Below are 19706 nucleotides of genomic sequence, written 5' to 3'. Positions count from 1 at the left end.
ATACACGCAAAGGAGATATTTTTTGACAACAATAACAACAAATAAAACGCTGCCCAAAATAACTTTGGAGCAGGCCAAAAGAGATATAGAGCAAATGACTCTTATTGAGAATTTCATGTTTGACAGCTCCATAGAAGACAATGATGATGCTCAGATTATCATAGGCAAGATTCTTAAATCTATTTATGGAAAAGAATTTAAGAATATCCGAATTGAATGTCAAAAGCAGCTAAACGGTCTTAATTCCAACTATCATGGAATCAGGATGGATGCCAGAATTACCCAGGATGAACTTGAAGATTATCTTGATGCATCGATAGTAGATATAGAAATGGAAAACAGACCTAAGGATAAAAAAGAGTTACCGCGAAGGCATCGATACTATGGAGCTCTTGAGGATTCAAAACGACTTGAAACAAATACCGCCTACAACGAACTTCCAAACTATGTATCAATAACCATATCTTCATACGATCCTTTTGATGTAGGCGATATGTGCTATGTTGCAGCATCGGCTCTCGTTTCACATCCTGCTATTAGCTACGATGATGGAGTAAAACATCTTTATTTCTATTGTAAAGGTCGCCCTAATTTTGATGAGGTTGTAAGTGAAGGGCTATTCAAATCTGATTCGCATAGCAAAAACCTGCAGGAGATGCTAGAATATATTGTATCAGGAAAGAAACCTGAAGTGTCCAATCCTGATATTGACGCAGTTGATAATGTCGTTACCAAGATTAAGCATAAAAAGGAGGTAACCACAAAATATATGAGATGGGTTGATGAGAAGCATTATATAATCCGTGATGCGAAATTCGAAGCTGGTCTTTCAACTATTCGTTTTGACCGCCAGATGAAAAGGCCAAAAGACGAAACCCGCAAAAGACTAATTGCTATGGGCATTAAAGATGATGATATAGATGATCTCTTCGCAGAAATCGATGCTGAGGAAAAAGAACCAATTGTAGCAGATTAAACCTACAACGAAGGCTGCCTATCATTGTGATAGGCAGCCTTTATTATATCTTTATTCAGTGTCTCTTCAACCTTCCAAACACAAATGCAAACATCTTCGGAATTGAAGTGATGTAAATCCCCTTGACGAACGGCTTCTTGTATCTATCCGGAATAGTCTTAATTATCTCACCATATCCCTTAAAATCCCTGCTGACCAGCATGCTAAGGAAGCCTGTGGCATATATATTTGCATACCACTTTGAAAAATCTATTTCGTCAGCCCATCTTGAGCTCATACCATTAAGTAAATCGATGTGATGTCTGAACTTTTCAATTCTTGAATACCTTGAATTATAGTTCTTTTTCTCTTCAGTAGAGCTAACTACCCTGTGAGCATCTGTTACTAAATCAAGGGCATACACTGGGCCTTTCCTTAGAATCAACACTTCATCTACCGCATCATCAACGAACTTACTAATTTCCTGGGCCTGTGCAAAATAATCTCTGCCTTCCTGCGTTAGGAAGAAATTCCTCATAACATTTCCATGAGTTCCAATCTGTACGCATTTTTCATAATCTCTGATTGTGTACTCTTTGTTTAGCTGCTTCTTATCCCCGGGAACAATAGCATAGCCCTTAGTCTCATTGTTCATTCGAAGTTCTACTGCATTGAGAGCCGCTATATATTCAGGATGTTTTTCCAAAAAATCAACTTCTATGTCCAGCTTATCATCTCTGATCCAATAATCATCTCCGGACAACTGGGTGATGTATCTGCCGCGGCACATGGTTCTCGCTCTATAGATGTTTGTTGGAATACCCACATTCTCTTCATTTAGATTCAGTCTGATTATTTCAGGATATTTTTCTGCATACTCTTTTAAAATATCCCTGGTACCGTCCTGAGAATAATCATCTGAAATAACCAGTTCATATGTATATTTTGTTTTCTGAGCCAAAACACTTTCTATGGCCTGTCTCACATATTTTTCATGATAGTAAGTAAGCATATATACGCTTACATCAATTTCTTTATTCATCTTTTTCTCCCAGCCGGTCCGATTATTACTGATTTTTCTTCGGTGTCACTGTCAACATAGGCATTTGCACCAATAATGGTTTCGTTCCCAATATGGATTTTGCCGCATACAGTAGCGCCCTTGTATATTGACACATTATCTCCAACAGAAGGAATTTCATCTTTCCATTCTTTTCCGTATTTTTTACTTCCAAGTGTTACGCACTGATACACAGTAAAGTTTTCACCAATACTGCTACAGTTAAGATATACCGCGCCTCCGTGAACAATATGCAAACCTTTGCCAATGTGAATATTTGAGTTTACATGAATATCATACTTGTATTCATAATGCCTCATAATGGCATAAGGCAACACTGCAAGGATTCTAAGTTTCTTCTGTTTCAAACAGCTTACCGCTCTAAGCCAGAAGATATATGGAAACGTAGTTCCCTTTGGAAAAAAATAAGTCTTTAGAAAATCGCCAAAAGAGGCATCTTTTTCTATTATTCTGCTCAGATCCGCAGCAATTATGCTAATAAATGAGTTCCCCTGTTTTTCATTTCCCATACTAAATGCTTCCCTCTTTTAATAACCGTACTCTGCACCGTACTGCTCTATCCACTGGTCTCTTGGAATTGACCAAACCTTCTCTTTGCCATAGAAGATTCTGGCCATGTAATTATCCACGTTGTCCGGATCACTTACAATAGGCATCTGCATTAGCGGTCCCTGCTCGTTGTTAATCTCAGGAACAACTGCCTCTGTGCCCTCACTATTAAGAATCCTTCTCTGAAGCTCTATCTGCGCCTTGTAGTCATCAGCCTGACCTGACAGATAGTACTCCATGCACACATAGTCTGTATACTTCTTGACTCCATGTCTTGAGACGAAGGCAATTACCAGCATTACAAGAACAAATCCGGTCCAAGATAATATTCCCATAATTGTACGCTCGCAGATATTCCAACCCTTCACCAGCATCATCCATCCGATAACATAAATCACAATACCAATTGAGCAAACAAAGAATGTCCAGAAATTGAAATTCATATATCCGCTTGATACGATTCCACCTGCATAAACTCTAGGCGCATAAATGCTGGCATTGAGGCAGAACATAACAAGAATAAATAGTATCGGATGTGAAAATGCCTTCCTTATAGCCTCATAATCCTTGTCTACCACATAGTTATGGGATATAGCAAGACTCTTTTCCTGAATTTCTCTAAATGCCGCAATCGTTAGCGGAATGATCAGCAGAAGCGCAATCAGCACAAAGCCCTTTTGTCCTATAAACAATTCCCCGGCCTCTTTTACAGATAAAACGAAAGAACTGATTATAGTATCAAAAATACCGCTTGTGGGCTGAGCTCCATCTTTAATGTCAGAAGCAGATCTCACCGCATTTCCCGGAGCAATCATACTGATAACAAGTCCTACAGCCAGCGCCGCCAACGGAATCAATAACCATAAGTCCTTCTTATCTCTTTTGCCACCAAGGACAAAATCCGCAAGCCACAGCAGGAATAGTGCTATAGGAAGAAGCAGCGCCGCAGGATATGTAGCACCGCCCATAAGAGCGCTGATAATAAAAAGACCTACCAAATCCCTTATCTTATGCTCCATAAGAAATTTATCGCCCCAGACAATTCCCAGAATTGCCATGAACATTGGCATTACATAATGTACGCAGCCAACCCACCAAAAGAAGGCTGATTTCTGAGAAGGTACAAGCTGAATTTCAAACAGTAAGTACAAAAGTCCAATCTGAAGCCAATAGTTTCCGGCAAGCTTCCATCTCACTTTGAGGAAATGGTGCGTCAGAACCAGAAACATCACATAGTGCATTATGAGGAATATATACGGCACTATCACGTAGGCTGAATCAGAGAATACCTCCGGATGCAGACAGAACACAAAGCAGTCAAACCAGGTTCCCTGCCAACCGCTCCAGGTATCAACAGTTGTCTTCCATGCAGCCTTAACCGCGGCCAGAACTGAGCCTGTAGCAAGAAACGCCTGATGCGCACCAGCCCCATAGTTGTAGTCATCTCCTGCTGCCGCATCATATCCCGAAATAATAAATATCGGTATCAGCGACAGTATCAACACTATGCCTAGGATAACGCATATTAGCTTTTGATGTTTGTTTATATATTTAATCAACCCGCACTTCATCCTTTAAACAAATTTCCAATGCCTTACCACAGCGAATTCCTTGAATTCACAAAATCATCCATGTTCTCAAAGCCATAAATGTACGCACTGTCACTGCCGTAGATCAAGTGATCTCCAAGGCCAAAGATCATGGCTGAGCCCTGATTTCCAAGATCATAGTCCCTTGCGCTTACGATTACGAAGAACTTGCCCTCAGGGAACTCCTCAGTATGTCTTACTTCCTGAAGCCATGGATACTCAGATCCAAGGTCATCGATATGATCAACATCCATAACAGTGTGCATATCGATTCGGCCGTTTGTAAGGGCCTTGATAACGTTACTGGACCAGAACATTCCAAAGCCTTCCTCGTAGTCTGTGCTATCTCTAAGCCACATGATAGCGTCGGTTATTGCATAATCCTGGTAAATATCCTGAGGATTGGGATCAGCGTAAACCGAGATACTTGCAAAAGCTATTGCAGCAGCGATGAAGCCGCAAATAGCGGTCTTGTAATGAGCAACATATGCTCCAACATTCTTGTGTGATCTTCCGTAGCTGGCATTTACCATTGATAACTCAAACTTGTCCCACTGCTCACCCTCATCAACACTAGGATTGAAAAGTGCAAGAGCCAGCACTATCAGGAAATACGGAATTACAGGAAGCCAATAATAAGAATAATACTTGTTACTGCAGGAAAGAACTACTGTTGTAATCAGTGTCAGAACTCCCACATAAACAAGGAACAGCTGGATTATGGGTCTGAATCTCCAGATATTCTTGATTACATAAATGATACTAGCCACAATCCCCACAATCAGAAGGAAGTTAAGGCAGTTGATAAGTCCCTGCCAGCTCACAAAGCCAACCTCAGCATGCCATCCAAAAAGTGTCAGGGAATCTGACAGTGTGTCCAGTATTCTGGAAAAAGAGAAATCTCTCCAGGTCTCTCTAAACTGATCCTGGAAGTTATATTTCTGGCAAAGGACTTTTCTGTTAACAGCAAGTCCGATGCAGGAAAAGACAAATGGAATAAGGGCGAATATAAATGCTAAATTTGCTGATGTTCCAAACTCTTTTGCACCTTCCTTTTTAGTAAAGTACGCAAAATGTGAAAAGAGCATTACTGCAAGGCTTGTAGCAAATAATGGTGCGTAGCAGATCATCAGAAGTCTTACGCCGCCAAGCCCGGCCAGGAAGGAAATCACTGCCAAAAGAACTGCATATACAATGCTCATACCTGTAAACGCGCTACCATCCTTTGCAGGAACAGAAGTCTTGGCATTATATCTCTTTCCCTGAACTGCTCTAAAGAACAGTCCCATGGAAACAAAGGCGATTATGAAATAAGTAACATAGGACTGACCAAAGGTTACGATTCTTACGTACCACTGTCCAAATGGCCATGTCAGGATACTTGCTGCAAGAAGTCCCTCTTCCTTAAGTCCAAGGGCCTTTGTCATAAACAGGAAGGATGCCACAATCAGAACCAGGAAAACTAACGCAGCGGCAAGCCTTACCATAAGCCAGTTATCAGGCCAGATATGGAACAGCAGCTTATACAGAAGCTGAGTATGGATCACATGAAGTTCTGTTGAATAGAACCAGTTTTTACTAAGGATTCCGCCCTCCTGAGAGAGAAGTTTTCCCAGAATCATGTCGGAGGCTATATCACTGTTCTCCATGTAGAAGTCTTTTTTCCATATGAGAAATAGGGTAAAAAGAGCTCCCAAGACCATGAATACCCACATGAAAACATTGGTCATCTTCTTTTTGTTACTTCCATTAGCTAATCTTACTTCGGCCATATCCACTCTCTCCAAATCAGTTCCGCTTTTTCTCATATTTAACCAATACAACCAGCAGCACAATACCAAGCACCATAAGAATAAATCCAGGAAGTAGTCCCGGTGTGTGGTATTTAAGAACTATCTCGTGATTTCCTGCAGGCATTTCAAGTCCCATAAACATGGTGTTTACCTTGAGAAGCTCACTCTTTTGCCCATCCACATAGGCAGTCCATCCCTTGCAATAGGGAAGTGTCAGGCACATAATTCCTGTGTCCTCTAAAGTAATGTTACCTGTAATCTTATTGGTTGCATAAGAAATCGGATTCTTATAAAGTTCTATATCTGTAAGCATGTTTGTGCGAAGAACGCCAAGCTGCTTAACATAATTATCCATCGGCTGGCAATATACTCCAAGATCGTCAAAGCAGTATGTTCCTGGAATCGTGAAGTTTATTACTATCTCATCCTTGGCACCCTGAGCATATCCCATATTGAGGAAGTAGTCGTGCCAATCGCTGTAGAACTGGTTGTCCTCAGTCTTGTACCAGATATCCTTGTGAGTTACTTCATTTCCCTGGGCAAGGGCTTTAACTGTAAACAACGGATAATCGGTGGCAGCGTCATTAACATAGAGTTCGTCAAACCAAAGGTATGTCTCGCAGTTCTCAGCGCCACTGAACTTGATGTGAACAGATGCGTCTCCGTCCACTACCCACTTACCATCCTCAGGCTGAATCTCGCCTTCAAAGGAAAGCTCAATAGGGCAGTTAATAAGTGAATACTCAGGCTCTGCATAGGAGAGAGAACTCTTTCCATCCTCTACAACAGCTCCGTACAAAAGCGCTTCCTGCCTGTTAACCGTAGGAATGCTCTGATACTCTGACTCCGGAATTATTGAATAATAGGTATAACCAAGAGACATTGGAGCCTGGTTTTCAAATATAGCAAAATTGTATCTGTCATGAATGTGGGCATAGCCAAAAGGCACATATCTCCACTCTTCTTCTGTGTTGAAACGAAGGCTGTAATACCTTACTCCTGCAAGAGAGTTCAAAATAGTTCTGTCATCCAGGGCATAGTAAGCAAAGTTCTGCTGATCGTTGTTACCCATTTCCTTGAAATAATCGGAAACAACGCCATTGGCCAAAGACCAATAGAACTGAGTTGATGAAATACCCTCGATAAGAGAGGCATTCCATACCATATCTCTGCCTGTATATCTGTAGAAGCTGTCTTTCTCGGTTCCTGTAGCCTCAGCAGCTTCCATAACAGCCTGAACTTCGGTACTCTCAAGAAGAATATGCATATCATCAGGAGTCACATCTGTGTAGTACTCCCTTATCATGTTGCCCTGGTTAGGATCGTAGCCATAATAACCGTTAAATACAATTGCAACCAGTGTTGCTGCCAGGATGATTGTTTCCCCAGACTCCTTAACAATGAAATGTAAAGGAGTTTTCTTTTTCGGATCAACGTTTCCACTCTCGCTTCTGATAACACTTCCTGCAAGGCTTACAATGCAGCAGACAATAAGTGCAATGCCTGCAATCACAAGCTCTGTCCTTGCATTTGCGTACTCAAGATTATGAGTGTTACGGCATATCAGGATAAACAAAGCCCCAATAATGATGGCTCCCGCTATTTCTTTTACATCCATGGTAAAAAGATCGTCCCACAGATCCACCAGCATAAAGGCTGAAGCCAGTGCAAAGGCAAAGGTCCATCTATTGATAGTGTAAGCAAAGCCTGTAAGTGCATAGCCTGCTGCCGGAATGCACACAAATAGGATGAGAACAGCCATTACCACAAATAACTGCCATCTGGACTTTATCTTATCTTTCTGCTTTTTGCTTTCATCCTTGGCTCTGAAGATCAGGCTGCAAACTAGCTTTACAATCAGCAGAATAAAGGGTAAAAGAATTATTCCGTTAAGGCCGATCTGTGTATCATAAAGGCCGTGATAAACGAAGCTAAAGAAATTTCTAATAAGCTCGTGATAGTACGTTTTGGTATAGAAAAGAGGAAGTCTTATTCCTGTGCTAACTCTTGGGTTTGCAGGAAAGGCCATAATTACAGGAAGAAGTGTAATCATTGCCATCATGGTACCGATAACTCCGGAAATCATGAACTTAGCAAGCATCTGTCCCCACTTAGGCATATCTTTCCCATAGGTAAAGGCTACCCTGATGATAACGTAGACGATAGTCAGAAGCACCATCATGTAAAAGAAAAAGAAATTGTTGCTGCCTGCAAGGAAAATCGAAACTGCAAATAATGCCGATTTGTTTTCTCTGATAATCTTCTCAGCGCCGAGAATTACAAGAGGAAAATAGATAAGCGGGTTTGCAAAAAAAGGATGCCAAATTCCAAGGAACATAAAGAATGTGCACAGTGCATAGCTGAACATTCCTGCCATTACTCCAACCTTGGAAGCCTTCGGACGAAGGTAGAATACAAGCATTGAGAATGTAATACCTGCAAGATAAGGCCTTAGCATCATTACAATCTGGAAATAGATGTAGATATACTGATTCTTAACAAATACCACCGGGAGATTTAAGAGATCTCCGATTGCGTAATACTGCAGGGTTGGATAGATGTCTGTTCCATAGCCCATTCCAAGGGAATAGGTCTGAAGGTCAAAAGAATGCTCTTTAAACAGATGATAGAGTACTCCCCTCATCCACTTGGAATAATAGGCCAGAGCCTTCAGGTGCTGTCTGAAAGCATCCGCCATATTTACGAAGGTAGCATTTGCCTCAAAGAACGCATGGAATACAGCGTAGACCATTGCTGCAAATAATGCTGTATAAATCAGGTAAAAAAACACAAAACTTTTCTTTTTCACAATATTTCCCCATTAGCTACAATTCTGCCGTCTCATCTTAACCGCAGAAATAACATAAACTTATTATCTGAAATCGTTTATTGCATCAATTACATACTGTATCTGCTCATCTGTCATGCCATAGAACATAGGAATGCTAAGCTCTGTAGCACTGATTTCCTCTGCAATAGGGAAATCTCCTTCTTTAAATCCAAGATCCTTATAGCACTCCTGAAGGTGCATAGGGATAGGATAATGTTTATTAGTTATGATTCCGCGCTCATTAAGGAACTTTTCAAGCTCATCTCTTCTCTTGCAGCGGATTCCAAAAATGTGCCATACAGGAATTGCATAATCCGGGACGAATGGAAGAATCACCTCAGGATTAGTTATTTCCTTAAGATATTTATCTGCAATAGCACGTCTATTCTCATTTACCTTATCAAGATGAGGAAGCTTGGCTGCAAGGAATGCTGCCTGCATCTCATCAAGTCTTGAGTTGTTGCCCTTATAGATATGGTGATACTTGTAGTCTGAGCCATAATTACCAAGAGCTCTGATCTTGTCTGCAAGTTCCTTGTTATTTGTGACTGTTGCACCAGCATCACCAAGTGCACCCAGGTTCTTGCCCGGATAGAAACTAAATCCTGCAGCATCGCCAAAAGAGCCAATGACTTTTCCTTTATATGTTGCGCCATGAGCCTGAGCACAGTCTTCTACCACAAAGAGATTGTGCTTCTTTGCAATCTCCATGATAGGATCCATATCACAGGCCTGACCATACAAATGAACAGGCATAATAGCCTTAGTTCTGTCTGTTATCTTCTCTTCTATAAGCGCCGGATTGATGTTAAAGGTCTTGATATCCGGCTCAACAAAAACAGGAGTTGCTCCAACATAGGTTACAGCCAGGGCTGTAGCAATATAGGTATTGGATGGAACGATTACTTCATCTCCATCCCCTACTCCAAGAGCCTTAAGAGCCAGCATAAGAGCGTCAAGTCCGTTACCAACGCCTACGCAATACTTGCTGTCACAGTACTTTGCAAACTCCTCTTCAAATTTCTCGTCTTCTTTTCCCTCGATGTACCAGCTGTTTTCGTATACTCTTTCAAAAGCAGCGCGGAGATCTTTATCCAGCTCTTTTTCCAAAGGTTTAAAACTAACAAATGGGATTTTCATTTCTGTACTCATATTCGTATACCTTTTATACTACCTGTCATTCATCATTACTGTATGTTACTGATGATTAGTGCTTATACTGTTTTCCTTAACTACATATACAAGATCACTACATGTCCATATTTCTCAAAGATTCTACAATGGAATCCACGTTCTGTGGAATTGCCTTGCTCTTATCGGACTTAATCGTCTCTCTGCAGCCTCCGGTATCATAGGTTATAACCGGTGTTCCGCAGGCTTCCGCCTCCAGATTAACTGTAGGCAGATTATCCTCAAGAGTAGGATTAACAAATACATCCGCCGCGGAGTATATCTTCGCAAGTTCTGTAGGGCTGCATGTTCTTGGTACAGCCAAAATATCTATATTGTTATCTTCCAGTTCTTTTTTCTGCTGGTCGTTTAGACCAACCAAGACAACCTTGTACTTGTCTTTATCAAGTCTTTGGGATAATTCAATAAAATCATCCAGGCCTTTTCTCTTTTCCCAAAAGCTTGCCACGCCCAACACCATTTTCTTTTCCTGAATACCGTGCGCAACCTTGAACTCGCTAGGAGTTGGCTTAAACACGCTCGTATCTATAGAATTATATTGAACTTCAACCGGATATTCAGAAAGAAAACTTTTATTAACCAGCTCCTTAAGCCATATGGAAGGAGTAATAATCGTCAAATTTGGTACACTCGTGAAAGCAGCCTTCTTGCGCCTGTAATTCTCCCGGCTATTATCCTTCATGGCAGCCGGATAAGAAGATAATTGCGGACAATCATTGCAGCCTTCCTTCCACTTATCGCATTTAGCGTACGTGAAATACGCACAGTGCCCTGTGAAAGTCCAGCAGTCATGCAGTGTCCATTTAACCTTCATCTGAGGCCTGGACTTTATCCATTCAAAGAGCATCTCATAGTTAATGTAATAACCATGAATGTTGTGCATCCAGAGGATATCGGGATCATACTCAGACGCCCATTTAAGGAACTTTTTGGTGACAGCCCTGGAATAAAGGCCGTGTTTGTCCGATAGCCTGGATAGCAAAACATGCGAATAGACGTCCATATCGTTTCCGATGCGAACGCCCAATCTATCATATTCAGAAGCCTTGTCGGAGGAACCTCCGCTCTGCTTCTTCATATTTCTTCCGTATGCAACTTTTACTTCGTAGCCCTTCTGCTCATAATCCCTGGCTATATCGAGGACGATTCGCCCTGTGGAGCCAAAGCCCAGAACAGAATTGATAATAAGTAGTCTACTCACTGCTACATTTTCCAATCACATATACAATATTCGTCAGTTCTTTTCTGCCTCAAGATACTCTCTCTTCATCTGATAATGGATCTCGTGAAGCTTCTCATTGGCCTGAGTTCTATCAATAATAATCTTAACAAGCTTATCCAGCTCGCTACCATCTGTGTAATCTGCAGGTGCAAAATATTTGATTCTGTCTTCCTGCATCATCTTGTAAACCTTGGTCTTATCGCCAGTCTCGGAATTGTAAACACCGATTGAATGTCCGCCATAAGCATTTACAAGTCTCATACAAGGTACATCTGTATCGCTATCCCCAATGTAAACCATGTTTCTAAAGGGCACGCGAACCTCTTCAAGAGGGATATAGTCGTTGACCATAGGGTCATTTGGATTAAGTACGCCCTTCTCGATTCTGAAAAGGAACTGGGTCTTGTTGGTATAGTTAACAACCATTGCAGGCCACTTAACTTCTCCTCTGTCGTCATAGTAGAAGCTGTTGGCATAAATCTGCTCAAACACGCCCTTCTTGGCAATTGAGGTTCCCTCAATCATCTCTTTTAACCCGGAGGAAATAATGTAGTGCTCTACAATAACGCCGTGCTCTCTTCCGTACTCACGGATTCTGTCGAACCATTCCTCCACGCCGTTAAAAAGCTGAACCTTAGAGCCATAGTCCATAAGAGCCTGTTTGTTAAAGACAAATCGTCCTCTTGCCTCGTCAAGCATCTTGTACATATAGGCAAGGTTCTGATCCATCTCATTGGCAAAGGCAACGCTGTTTGAATCCTTCCAGAACTCATCAACGTCATAGCCTACAGACTGGATGTACCCTTGGGCCTGCATATCGTTTGGCGAAAGAGTCTTATCAAAATCATAGCAAATTGCTACAACGGGTTTATCTTCCTTGGTTTTTCTTGTGAACATATTGTTCTCCTTTTCCCGTGATATCCCCCTAATCACTCACTAATCAGTGTATTTACTTCTGTTCTACAATTGCAGCTCAGATCTAAGTCTATCTACTATTCCACAATTTCCCTGTAGGTCTCAGGTCTTTTCTCATCGAATATCTCGTTAGCCCACATAACAGTTACCAGATTCTCAGTAGTGGACAGGTTGATGATATTGTGGGTGTATCCAGGAAGCATCTGCACTGCCTGAAGTTTGTCCCCTGATACTTCGAATTCTATAACGTCGTACTCTCTTCCGGTCTCCGGATTAATTCCAAGCTTTCTCTCCTGAATCAGAGCTCTTCCTGATACTACGATGAAGATTTCCCACTTGGAGTTATGCCAGTGCTGTCCCTTAGTCACTCCGGGCTTGGATACATTTATGCTGACCTGTCCGCAGTTAAGGGTCTTAAGTATCTCGCAAAAAGAGCCTCTTTCATCCTCTGCATTAGGAATATCATAGATCATCTTATCCTCTGGCAGGTATGAGAGATATGTTGAATATAATTTCTTGGCAAAAGAGCCATCGGGAATCTCAGGTATTATAAGGGTTCTCGGCATATCTTCAAAGGTATGAAGGAGATTAACTATCTCTCCAAGAGTTGCCCTGTGATAAACCGGCACGCAGCAATATCTATTTCCATTGCCGTAATCACTAGTTTCCTCGCTGGCATTCAACAATACATCCGTCATGTAATGCTCTTTTCCCTCAAGAGCATCCAACATCTCTTCAATAAGATCATCAATATAAACCAGTTCCAGCTCTGTGCTGGGGTCATTAACCTGAATAGGAAGGCTGTTGGCTATGTTATTACAAAATGTAGCTACTGCTGAATTGTAATTAGGTCTGCACCACTTTCCGAAGAGATTTGGGAATCGATATACCAATACCTTCGCCCCAGTCTCTTCTCCATATTTGAAAAAGAGCTCCTCTCCGGCAAGTTTGGATTTACCATACTCAGATCCGGCAAATCTACCGGTAAGCGATGCCTGAATTGATGAAGACAGCATTACCGGTGCCTTGTTATCAAATTCTTTTAATGTATTAAGAAGTACACTGGAAAAGCCAAAGTTTCCGTCCATGTACTCTTTAGGATCCTTAGGTCTGTTGACTCCTGCAAGATGGAAAACAAAGTCCGCTTCCTTGCAATAGTCTTTTAACAAAAGAGGATCTGTATCAATGTCATATTCAAATATTCCCTCAATGGTAAGATTTGGCCTTGTTCTGTTCTTGCCATCTCTTACATTCTTGAGATTTTCAACCAGGTTTCGTCCAACGAATCCCTTAGCACCTGTCACTAAGATTTTCATCTTTCGCTCCTTCGATCATTATTATCTTATTATCTTTACTGAGTCATCTTGCTAAGAAGTCTCTCAAGTTCCTCAAAGTGCTGATCTTCCATGAAGTTCTCACGGAAGTATTTGCGGGCTTTATCACCGCAATCAGCGTACTTCTCTTTGTAATCCACAAAATCAAGCAGGGCCTGTCCGTAAGCTGCTGCATCGCCTGCTGCCACGCACTTTCCGCACCCTGACTCATTGATTACTTCCATGGCTGCACCGTTTGCCGCTGCCAGAATTGTCTTACCTGCTGCCATGTAGGTCTGAAGCTTGCCCGGAAGTGTATCCCCGATATGAGTTGTTCCATCCAGTGTCAGAACGCAGGCATCAGCTTTGTTGTAATAGGCAACTGCTTCTTTAAAGGGCTTTGGTCCATAGAAAGTCACTATATCTGATATTCCCAGATCATCTGCCATCTTCTTTATATTCTCAAACTCTGATCCGCCGCCAATCATGTGAAGAGTCACATCGTTTCTACCCTTAAACACAGTCATGGCATTCATAAGGCAATCAAGATTCTGAGCCTTGCCGATGTTTCCAATGAAGAGGAAGTCGGTGTGGTCAGAAGGGTTTTTATGTGTATCCAGCTCCAACAGTCCGCCGTCCGCATACTGGGGCAGATAGCTCATCTTGTCTCTGGAAATTCCATTCTTTTCCTCCATGTACTGGAAGAAAGGCTTGGAAGATACTGCGATATGATCGCACTGTCTGTAAATTCTCTTGGTCCACCAGTGGATAAGCTTGTAAGGAAGTGTTCCTTCCTTGATGCTCATGGCCTTAACACACTCAGGCCAAATATCCATACAGTATAGGAACAGAGGCTTTTTATATCTCTTTTTAAGAGCAATTGCCGGAACTGCCATAGTTACAGGAGATACTTCCCACACATAGATAACGTCAAAGTCTGCGTCATCAATCTCTTTTCCCCAAACTAAAGTATGTTTCCAGTCCTGGGTCTTGGCTCTCATCCATCCTGCCACCACAAATGACAGGTAGCTTAGGCTTCTCCAGATTGGTCCGTGGTGTCTTGCAATAGTCTGAACTCGGTATACATCAGCGCCTTTATAATTCTGATGTCTGTTCTTGCCATGCCTGTATTCCGGGGGGATTTCTGTGGTCGTATAATCCGGAAGGCCTGTCAACACTGTGACTTTGTGGCCTTTCTGCACCAGCTTCTCTACTATGTCATTGACCGCATATATGTCCGGCCAGAAGCACTCTGTAACTACAAGAATACGCATAAATTATTTCTCCAGCTTAGCAAGCTCTTCCTGAACGTAGGATGTACCAAGGAGCTTCTTAACTGTGCCCTCTACATCAAGTCTTGTTGTATTGTGGCTTGTGTAAGCCTCTTTAGCTGCAGTCTGAACTTCGCCCTGAACATAGAACTTATCATAGTTAAGGTCTCTTGCATCAGCTACAACTCTGTAGTAGTCGCCCATATCCTCTGCGCGAAGTCTCTCTTCCTTGGTAAGAAGAGTCTCATAGAGCTTCTCGCCGTGTCTTGATCCGATGATCTTGGTCTCAGTCTCGCCAAAGAGCTGCTGAACAGCTGTAGCAAGGTCGCCGATTGTGGAAGCATCAGCCTTCTGAACAAAAAGATCTCCCGGATTGCCGTGTGTAAATGCAAACATAACAAGGTCAACTGCCTCATCAAGGTTCATCATGAATCTTGTCATGTTAGGGTCTGTAATTGTGATAGGATGTCCGTTCTTGATCTGGTTAACGAAAAGAGGAATAACTGATCCTCTTGAGCACATAACGTTACCGTATCTTGTACAGTTGAGGATTGTTCCTCTCTCAGCTGCCATTCTTGCGTTAGCGTATACGATGTGCTCCATCATTGCCTTGGAGATACCCATTGAGTTAATAGGGTATGCTGCCTTATCAGTTGAAAGACAGATCACATGCTTAACACCGTTCTCAACAGCTGCATGGATCAGGTTGTCTGTACCCTCGATATTTGTACGAACAGCTTCCATAGGGAAGAATTCGCAGCTTGGAACCTCTTTAAGAGCTGCTGCGTGGAAGATGTAATCAACACCAGGCATGCAGTCTCTAAGGCTCTGAATATTTCTTACGTCTCCGATAAAGAACTTAACCTTGTTGTAGTGCTCAGGATGAAAAGCCTGAAGCTCATGTCTCATGTCATCCTGCTTCTTTTCATCTCTTGAAAAGATTCTTATTTCCTTAAGGTCGCTGTCAAGGAAGTGATCAAGTACGCAGTGACCAAAACTTCCTGTACCGCCTGTAATAAGTAGTGTTTTATCTTTAAATTCGCTCATTTTCTGACTCTCCCATTCTTCTTTCATCAGTTTTTCATTCATCACTTTCTACAATTCATTCTGCCTGAAATTCATCAAACCTTCGTATTTACGTCATCCCCCTGCAGCTCAACCTCATGCATCTCCTCTACTCTCTCCTGTGAGAACCCTTCCGTACTCTCTTTTTGTACCAGGATTTTTACTGTTTCGAAGATGATCTGCAAATCCAGCAGCAGTGAATAATTGGTTATATAGTAAAGATCCATCTTAAGCTTGTTAAGAGGACTGGTATTGTATTTACCAAAAACCTGGGCAGGGCCTGTAAGACCGCCCTTAACCTTAAGTCTGAATTTAAACTCAGGTATTTCTTCGCAGTACTTCTGAACATGTTCAAGACGCTCCGGTCTTGGTCCGACAATAGACATATCGCCCTTCAGAATATTGAGGAGCTGTGGAAGCTCATCAATTCTGGTTGCTCTTATGAAATTACCAACCTTGGTAATTCTTGGATCCTTCTCACCGGCAGGATGTGGTCTTCCGTCCTTCTCAGCATCCACTATCATGGATCTGAACTTGAGAATACTGAATTCTCTGCCACCAAGTGTTGCTCTTTCCTGTCTAAAGAACACCGGTCCGCCGTCCTCCAGCTTAATTGCCAGAGCTGTGATAAGAAGTATCGGACTTGTAAGCACGACGCCTATCAAGGAAAAGATAATGTCGCAGGTTCTTTTTACAAAGGACTGCCAGAAGGTTAACCCTGAATTTCTGCACAGATAAAGCGGTGTATCAAAAAGGTTTATCTCCTCTGAATTCTTGCCGATTATGTCGGAAATCTTGGGAGTAAAATAAACTCTTTTATTTCTGTTAAAGCATTCCTTGAGAATATCGTTCTTGATTTCGGAAGGAATGTCGTTGATAAGGACTGCATCGTAGTCCTCCATCTTATCGAAGATTGTTTCAAGACCCTCATTGATGCTGATAATGTCCTTGATATGAAACTTATCAGGTCTGTCATTCATAAAGTGAAGCTTCTCATAGGAAGCATCCTGATAAATCTCAAGGATCTGGTGAGCCTTGAAAAAGTGCCTGTAGAGATCAACAAGTGGTATCACCAAAAGGCACAACAAAACTGACTGGGCAAGGGCGAGAAGCACGTATCTCCACAGGAAATCAGGAAAGAATCTGAACTGTCCCGTAATAGCACAGGATACGGCGATTTCAACTGCATCAACGGAAAACAATGTCAGCACCTGTGAAGCCAAGAGATTCGCTTTTCTATCTACGCCAATCCTGAAGGCCTTCAGGGCTTTGCCGATTATGTGATACAGCATAAAGTAAATGCCAAATGCCATGAGAAGGTTTCCCTTACCCATCAAGCTTCCTGTCTGGTTGTTGACCTTAACGAAGTTGGTCCAGACCCAGAAGAACATGCAGGTGGCAATCACTGATAAAATGACCATGCACAGCCATCTGTATACATATTTATTTGTAAATTTAGACTGCCCCATCAATCAGAACTTTCTCCATACCATTTTATTTACAACGCCTGTAAAACTCTGGATTATCTTAACGACCTTGTCGGAAACATTCTCATCCACATAGTCAGGAACAGGAATGCCATAATCGCCGTTGTTGTTCATCTCAACTGCAGTATCAACCGCCTGAAGAAGACTATCCTTGGTAATTCCCGCCAGGATGAAGTTGCCCTTATCCATAGCTTCAGGTCTCTCTGTGCTGGTTCTGATGCAAACTGCAGGGAATGGGCTTCCAACGCTTAAAAAGAAACTACTCTCCTCAGGAAGTGTTCCTGAATCTGAAACCACTGCATAGGCATTCATCTGCAGGCAGTTATAATCGTGGAATCCCAGGGGTTCATGCTGAATAACTCTCTCATCCAGCTTAAACTCTGAAGCCTCAATTCTCTTTCTGCTACGTGGGTGGCAGGAATAGAGAATAGGCATATCGTATTTCTTGGCCATCTCATTGATTGCTGTGAAAAGAGATGTGAAGTTTTCTTCTGTATCTATATTCTCTTCTCTGTGTGCAGAAAGGAGAATGTACTTGTGTGGCTCAATCTTAACGCCGGTTTCAGCGCTGAGTCTTGCGTGAACATCACTGGCTTTGATCTTCTCAAGATTATCGTGAAGTACCTCAGCCATAGGTGAACCTGTAACAAAGGTTCTCTCTTTTGGAAGTCCGCAGTCAGCGAGGTATCTTCTGGCATGCTCTGAATAAGCCATGTTTACATCTGAAATAATGTCTACGATTCTGCGGTTTGTCTCCTCAGGAAGGCACTCGTCCTTACAACGGTTTCCTGCTTCCATATGGAAGATTGGAATATGAAGACGTTTAGCACCAATAACAGAAAGGCAGCTGTTTGTATCACCAAGAACAAGAACTGCATCAGGCTTTATTTTTACCATGAGCTTGTAGCTCTTATCGATGATATTGCCCATGGTAGCTCCAAGATCATCACCAACTGCATCCAGATAAACCTCAGGCTCCTCAAGCTCCAGATCCCTAAAGAAAATTCCATTAAGGTTATAATCGTAGTTCTGTCCTGTATGTGCCAAAACCACATCAAAGTATTTTCTGCACTTCTTGATTACGGCAGCAAGTCTGATTATCTCCGGACGAGTTCCAACTATAATCAGAAGCTTAAGCTTTCCGTTATTCTTAAAACCTTTAAAATCTGACATAACGTCTCCTGTCTAAATTATATCTAATACATACTTACCGCATATGCATTGTCAGCATGCGTCAAATCTTACTTGCGATACCAGTTCACAATCTTCTTAACTGCTGCAATTGCGCTCTGTACATCCTCATCAGAGAGCATTGGGTATAGTGGAATACTCATAATTCCCTTGTAGATTTTCTCTGCATTAGGGCAAAGTCCCTTAGTGTAGCCCATGTTCTGATAGAATGGGAACCAGTAAACAGGCACATAGTGAACCTGACACTGAACCTTCTCGGCGCTCATAGCCTGGAAGAACTCAGCTCTTGTACAGGAGAGCTTCTCCAGGTCAAGCTGGATAATGTACAGATGTCTTGTAGTATCAGACTCAGGGATTTCCTTCTGAACAATGATCTCAGGAACATCAGCAAAGGCCTCGTCATACATCTTGACGATTTCTTTTCTTCTGTTTGAGAACTCCTCAAGCTTCTTGAGCTGGCTTGTAAGAAGTGCTGCCTGGAAGTCTGTCATTCTATAGTTAAAGCCGAGGGTCTGCATCTCGTAGTACCAGATTCCCTCAGGGTTCTTCTCAACAAAATCATCAGGGTTACGAACAATACCGTGCTGAGAAGCAAGTCGAAGCTTCTTGTATAATTCAGGATCGTTAGTAGTGATAGCACCGCCCTCACCTGCAGTAATAGTCTTAACAGGGTGGAAGCTAAAGCAGGTCATATCTGCAATAGACCCTTCAGGCTGTCCCTTGTACTTGGTTCCGATAGCGTGGGCAGCATCACATACATAAGTAAGATTGTGCTTCTTGCAGATCTCACGGATTCTGTCATGCTCTACAGCCTGACCTGTAAAATCAACTGCTACAACAGCCTTGGTCTTGTCTGTGATATGAGCTTCAATGCTATCAGGATCAATGTTATAAGTCTCAGGATTAACGTCTGCAAATACAGGCTTTGCTCCAACATATACAGCACAGTTTGCGGAAGCTGCAAAGGTAAGTGGTGTTGTGATAACCTCATCCCCGGGGCCAACTCCTGCTGCGATCATGGCGCAGTGAAGAGCAGCTGTTCCGTTACATACAACAACTGCATACTTGGCACCTGTAACCTCAGCCAGTCTCTTCTCAACTTCTGCCACTCTAGGTCCGCAGGTAATCAAAGCTCCTGTGAGGGCTTCAGCTACAGCCTTAACATCATCTTCTCCGATCCACTGACGTCCATAATCAATCCTGGTTTCTCTAATTGGATTACCACCATGTATCGCAAGTTTTTCTTTTTCCATT

The 19706-nt window shown here is 42.2% G+C and carries 15 protein-coding genes; 1 reads left to right on the top strand and 14 read right to left on the bottom strand.

Translation table 11 applies throughout. The features are described 5' to 3' along the window. Nucleotides 1–22 precede the first annotated feature (22 nt). On the top strand, nt 23–976 hold the full coding sequence (locus G613_RS0109010; RefSeq protein WP_029232351.1) for a hypothetical protein: 954 nt from the start codon (nt 23–25) through the stop codon (nt 974–976). A gap of 55 nt (nt 977–1031) precedes the next feature. On the opposite strand, the gene G613_RS18615 is transcribed toward G613_RS0109010, so the two are convergent. The 14 genes from G613_RS18615 to pseC all read right to left on the bottom strand — a co-directional run bounded on the left by G613_RS18615 (nt 1032) and on the right by pseC (nt 19705). After that, nucleotides 1032–1997: a glycosyltransferase gene (locus tag G613_RS18615; protein WP_029232350.1), complete on the bottom strand. Its 966-nt coding sequence runs from the start codon at nt 1995–1997 to the stop codon at nt 1032–1034. Next, nucleotides 1994–2545, bottom strand: a complete 552-nt coding sequence (locus G613_RS18610) for a serine O-acetyltransferase (protein ID WP_029232349.1) — start codon at nt 2543–2545, stop codon at nt 1994–1996. Before G613_RS18610 ends, G613_RS18615 begins: the two co-directional genes overlap by 4 nt. A gap of 18 nt (nt 2546–2563) precedes the next feature. Continuing rightward, the gene (locus G613_RS0108995; RefSeq protein WP_155828055.1) at nt 2564–4144 is read right to left on the bottom strand and encodes a hypothetical protein; all 1581 of its coding nucleotides are present in this window, start codon (nt 4142–4144) and stop codon (nt 2564–2566) included. Nucleotides 4145–4179: 35 nt separating this feature from the next. Next, nucleotides 4180–5946 (bottom strand): hypothetical protein, encoded by a 1767-nt coding sequence (locus G613_RS0108990; protein ID WP_029232347.1) that lies wholly within the window; start codon nt 5944–5946, stop codon nt 4180–4182. Nucleotides 5947–5962: 16 nt separating this feature from the next. Continuing rightward, nucleotides 5963–8776 (bottom strand): YfhO family protein, encoded by a 2814-nt coding sequence (locus G613_RS0108985; protein WP_029232346.1) that lies wholly within the window; start codon nt 8774–8776, stop codon nt 5963–5965. Nucleotides 8777–8839: 63 nt separating this feature from the next. After that, nucleotides 8840–9949 (bottom strand): DegT/DnrJ/EryC1/StrS family aminotransferase, encoded by a 1110-nt coding sequence (locus G613_RS0108980; RefSeq protein WP_330361453.1) that lies wholly within the window; start codon nt 9947–9949, stop codon nt 8840–8842. A gap of 97 nt (nt 9950–10046) precedes the next feature. Then, nucleotides 10047–11189, bottom strand: a complete 1143-nt coding sequence (locus G613_RS0108975; RefSeq protein ID WP_029232344.1) for a glycosyltransferase — start codon at nt 11187–11189, stop codon at nt 10047–10049. Nucleotides 11190–11222: 33 nt separating this feature from the next. Beyond that, complete coding sequence (locus tag G613_RS0108970; RefSeq protein ID WP_029232343.1) at nt 11223–12107, bottom strand: HAD family hydrolase; 885 nt, start codon at nt 12105–12107, stop codon at nt 11223–11225. A gap of 95 nt (nt 12108–12202) precedes the next feature. After that, nucleotides 12203–13441 (bottom strand): polysaccharide biosynthesis C-terminal domain-containing protein, encoded by a 1239-nt coding sequence (locus G613_RS0108965; RefSeq protein WP_029232342.1) that lies wholly within the window; start codon nt 13439–13441, stop codon nt 12203–12205. Between the two features lie 35 nt (nt 13442–13476). After that, nucleotides 13477–14712 (bottom strand): glycosyltransferase family 4 protein, encoded by a 1236-nt coding sequence (locus G613_RS0108960; protein ID WP_029232341.1) that lies wholly within the window; start codon nt 14710–14712, stop codon nt 13477–13479. Nucleotides 14713–14715: 3 nt separating this feature from the next. After that, the gene (locus tag G613_RS0108955; protein WP_029232340.1) at nt 14716–15756 is read right to left on the bottom strand and encodes a polysaccharide biosynthesis protein; all 1041 of its coding nucleotides are present in this window, start codon (nt 15754–15756) and stop codon (nt 14716–14718) included. Between the two features lie 74 nt (nt 15757–15830). Next, nucleotides 15831–17243, bottom strand: coding sequence for a sugar transferase (locus G613_RS0108950; protein WP_029232339.1), 1413 nt, complete (start codon nt 17241–17243; stop codon nt 15831–15833). 3 nt (nt 17244–17246) lie between these two features. Continuing rightward, entirely contained in the window at nt 17247–18434 is a 1188-nt protein-coding gene (gene wecB, locus G613_RS0108945; RefSeq protein ID WP_029232338.1) for a non-hydrolyzing UDP-N-acetylglucosamine 2-epimerase, read from the bottom strand. Between the two features lie 68 nt (nt 18435–18502). Then, nucleotides 18503–19705 (bottom strand): UDP-4-amino-4,6-dideoxy-N-acetyl-beta-L-altrosamine transaminase, encoded by a 1203-nt coding sequence (gene pseC, locus G613_RS0108940; RefSeq protein WP_029232337.1) that lies wholly within the window; start codon nt 19703–19705, stop codon nt 18503–18505. Nucleotide 19706: the final 1 nt, after the last annotated feature.

The sequence above is a fragment of the Butyrivibrio sp. VCB2006 genome (assembly GCF_000420945.1).
Taxonomy (GTDB): Bacteria; Bacillota; Clostridia; order Lachnospirales; family Lachnospiraceae; genus Butyrivibrio.
The sequence above is the reverse complement of the archived record's forward strand: the minus strand, read 5'-3'. Positions and strand labels throughout refer to the sequence as shown.

Excerpts from the sequence above, each read along its gene's own strand:
- G613_RS18610 (WP_029232349.1), bottom strand. The coding sequence starts at position 2,545 with ATGGGAAATGAAAAACAGGGGAACTCATTTATTAGCATAATTGCTGCG.
- G613_RS0108990 (WP_029232347.1), bottom strand. The coding sequence starts at position 5,946 with ATGGCCGAAGTAAGATTAGCTAATGGAAGTAACAAAAAGAAGATGACC.
- G613_RS0108965 (WP_029232342.1), bottom strand. The coding sequence starts at position 13,441 with ATGAAAATCTTAGTGACAGGTGCTAAGGGATTCGTTGGACGAAACCTG.
- G613_RS0108970 (WP_029232343.1), bottom strand. The coding sequence starts at position 12,107 with ATGTTCACAAGAAAAACCAAGGAAGATAAACCCGTTGTAGCAATTTGC.
- pseC (WP_029232337.1), bottom strand. The coding sequence starts at position 19,705 with ATGGAAAAAGAAAAACTTGCGATACATGGTGGTAATCCAATTAGAGAA.
- G613_RS18615 (WP_029232350.1), bottom strand. The coding sequence starts at position 1,997 with ATGAATAAAGAAATTGATGTAAGCGTATATATGCTTACTTACTATCAT.
- G613_RS0108980 (WP_330361453.1), bottom strand. The coding sequence starts at position 9,949 with ATGAGTACAGAAATGAAAATCCCATTTGTTAGTTTTAAACCTTTGGAA.
- G613_RS0108955 (WP_029232340.1), bottom strand. The coding sequence starts at position 15,756 with ATGAGCGAATTTAAAGATAAAACACTACTTATTACAGGCGGTACAGGA.
- G613_RS0108950 (WP_029232339.1), bottom strand. The coding sequence starts at position 17,243 with ATGGGGCAGTCTAAATTTACAAATAAATATGTATACAGATGGCTGTGC.
- G613_RS0108960 (WP_029232341.1), bottom strand. The coding sequence starts at position 14,712 with ATGCGTATTCTTGTAGTTACAGAGTGCTTCTGGCCGGACATATATGCG.
- wecB (WP_029232338.1), bottom strand. The coding sequence starts at position 18,434 with ATGTCAGATTTTAAAGGTTTTAAGAATAACGGAAAGCTTAAGCTTCTG.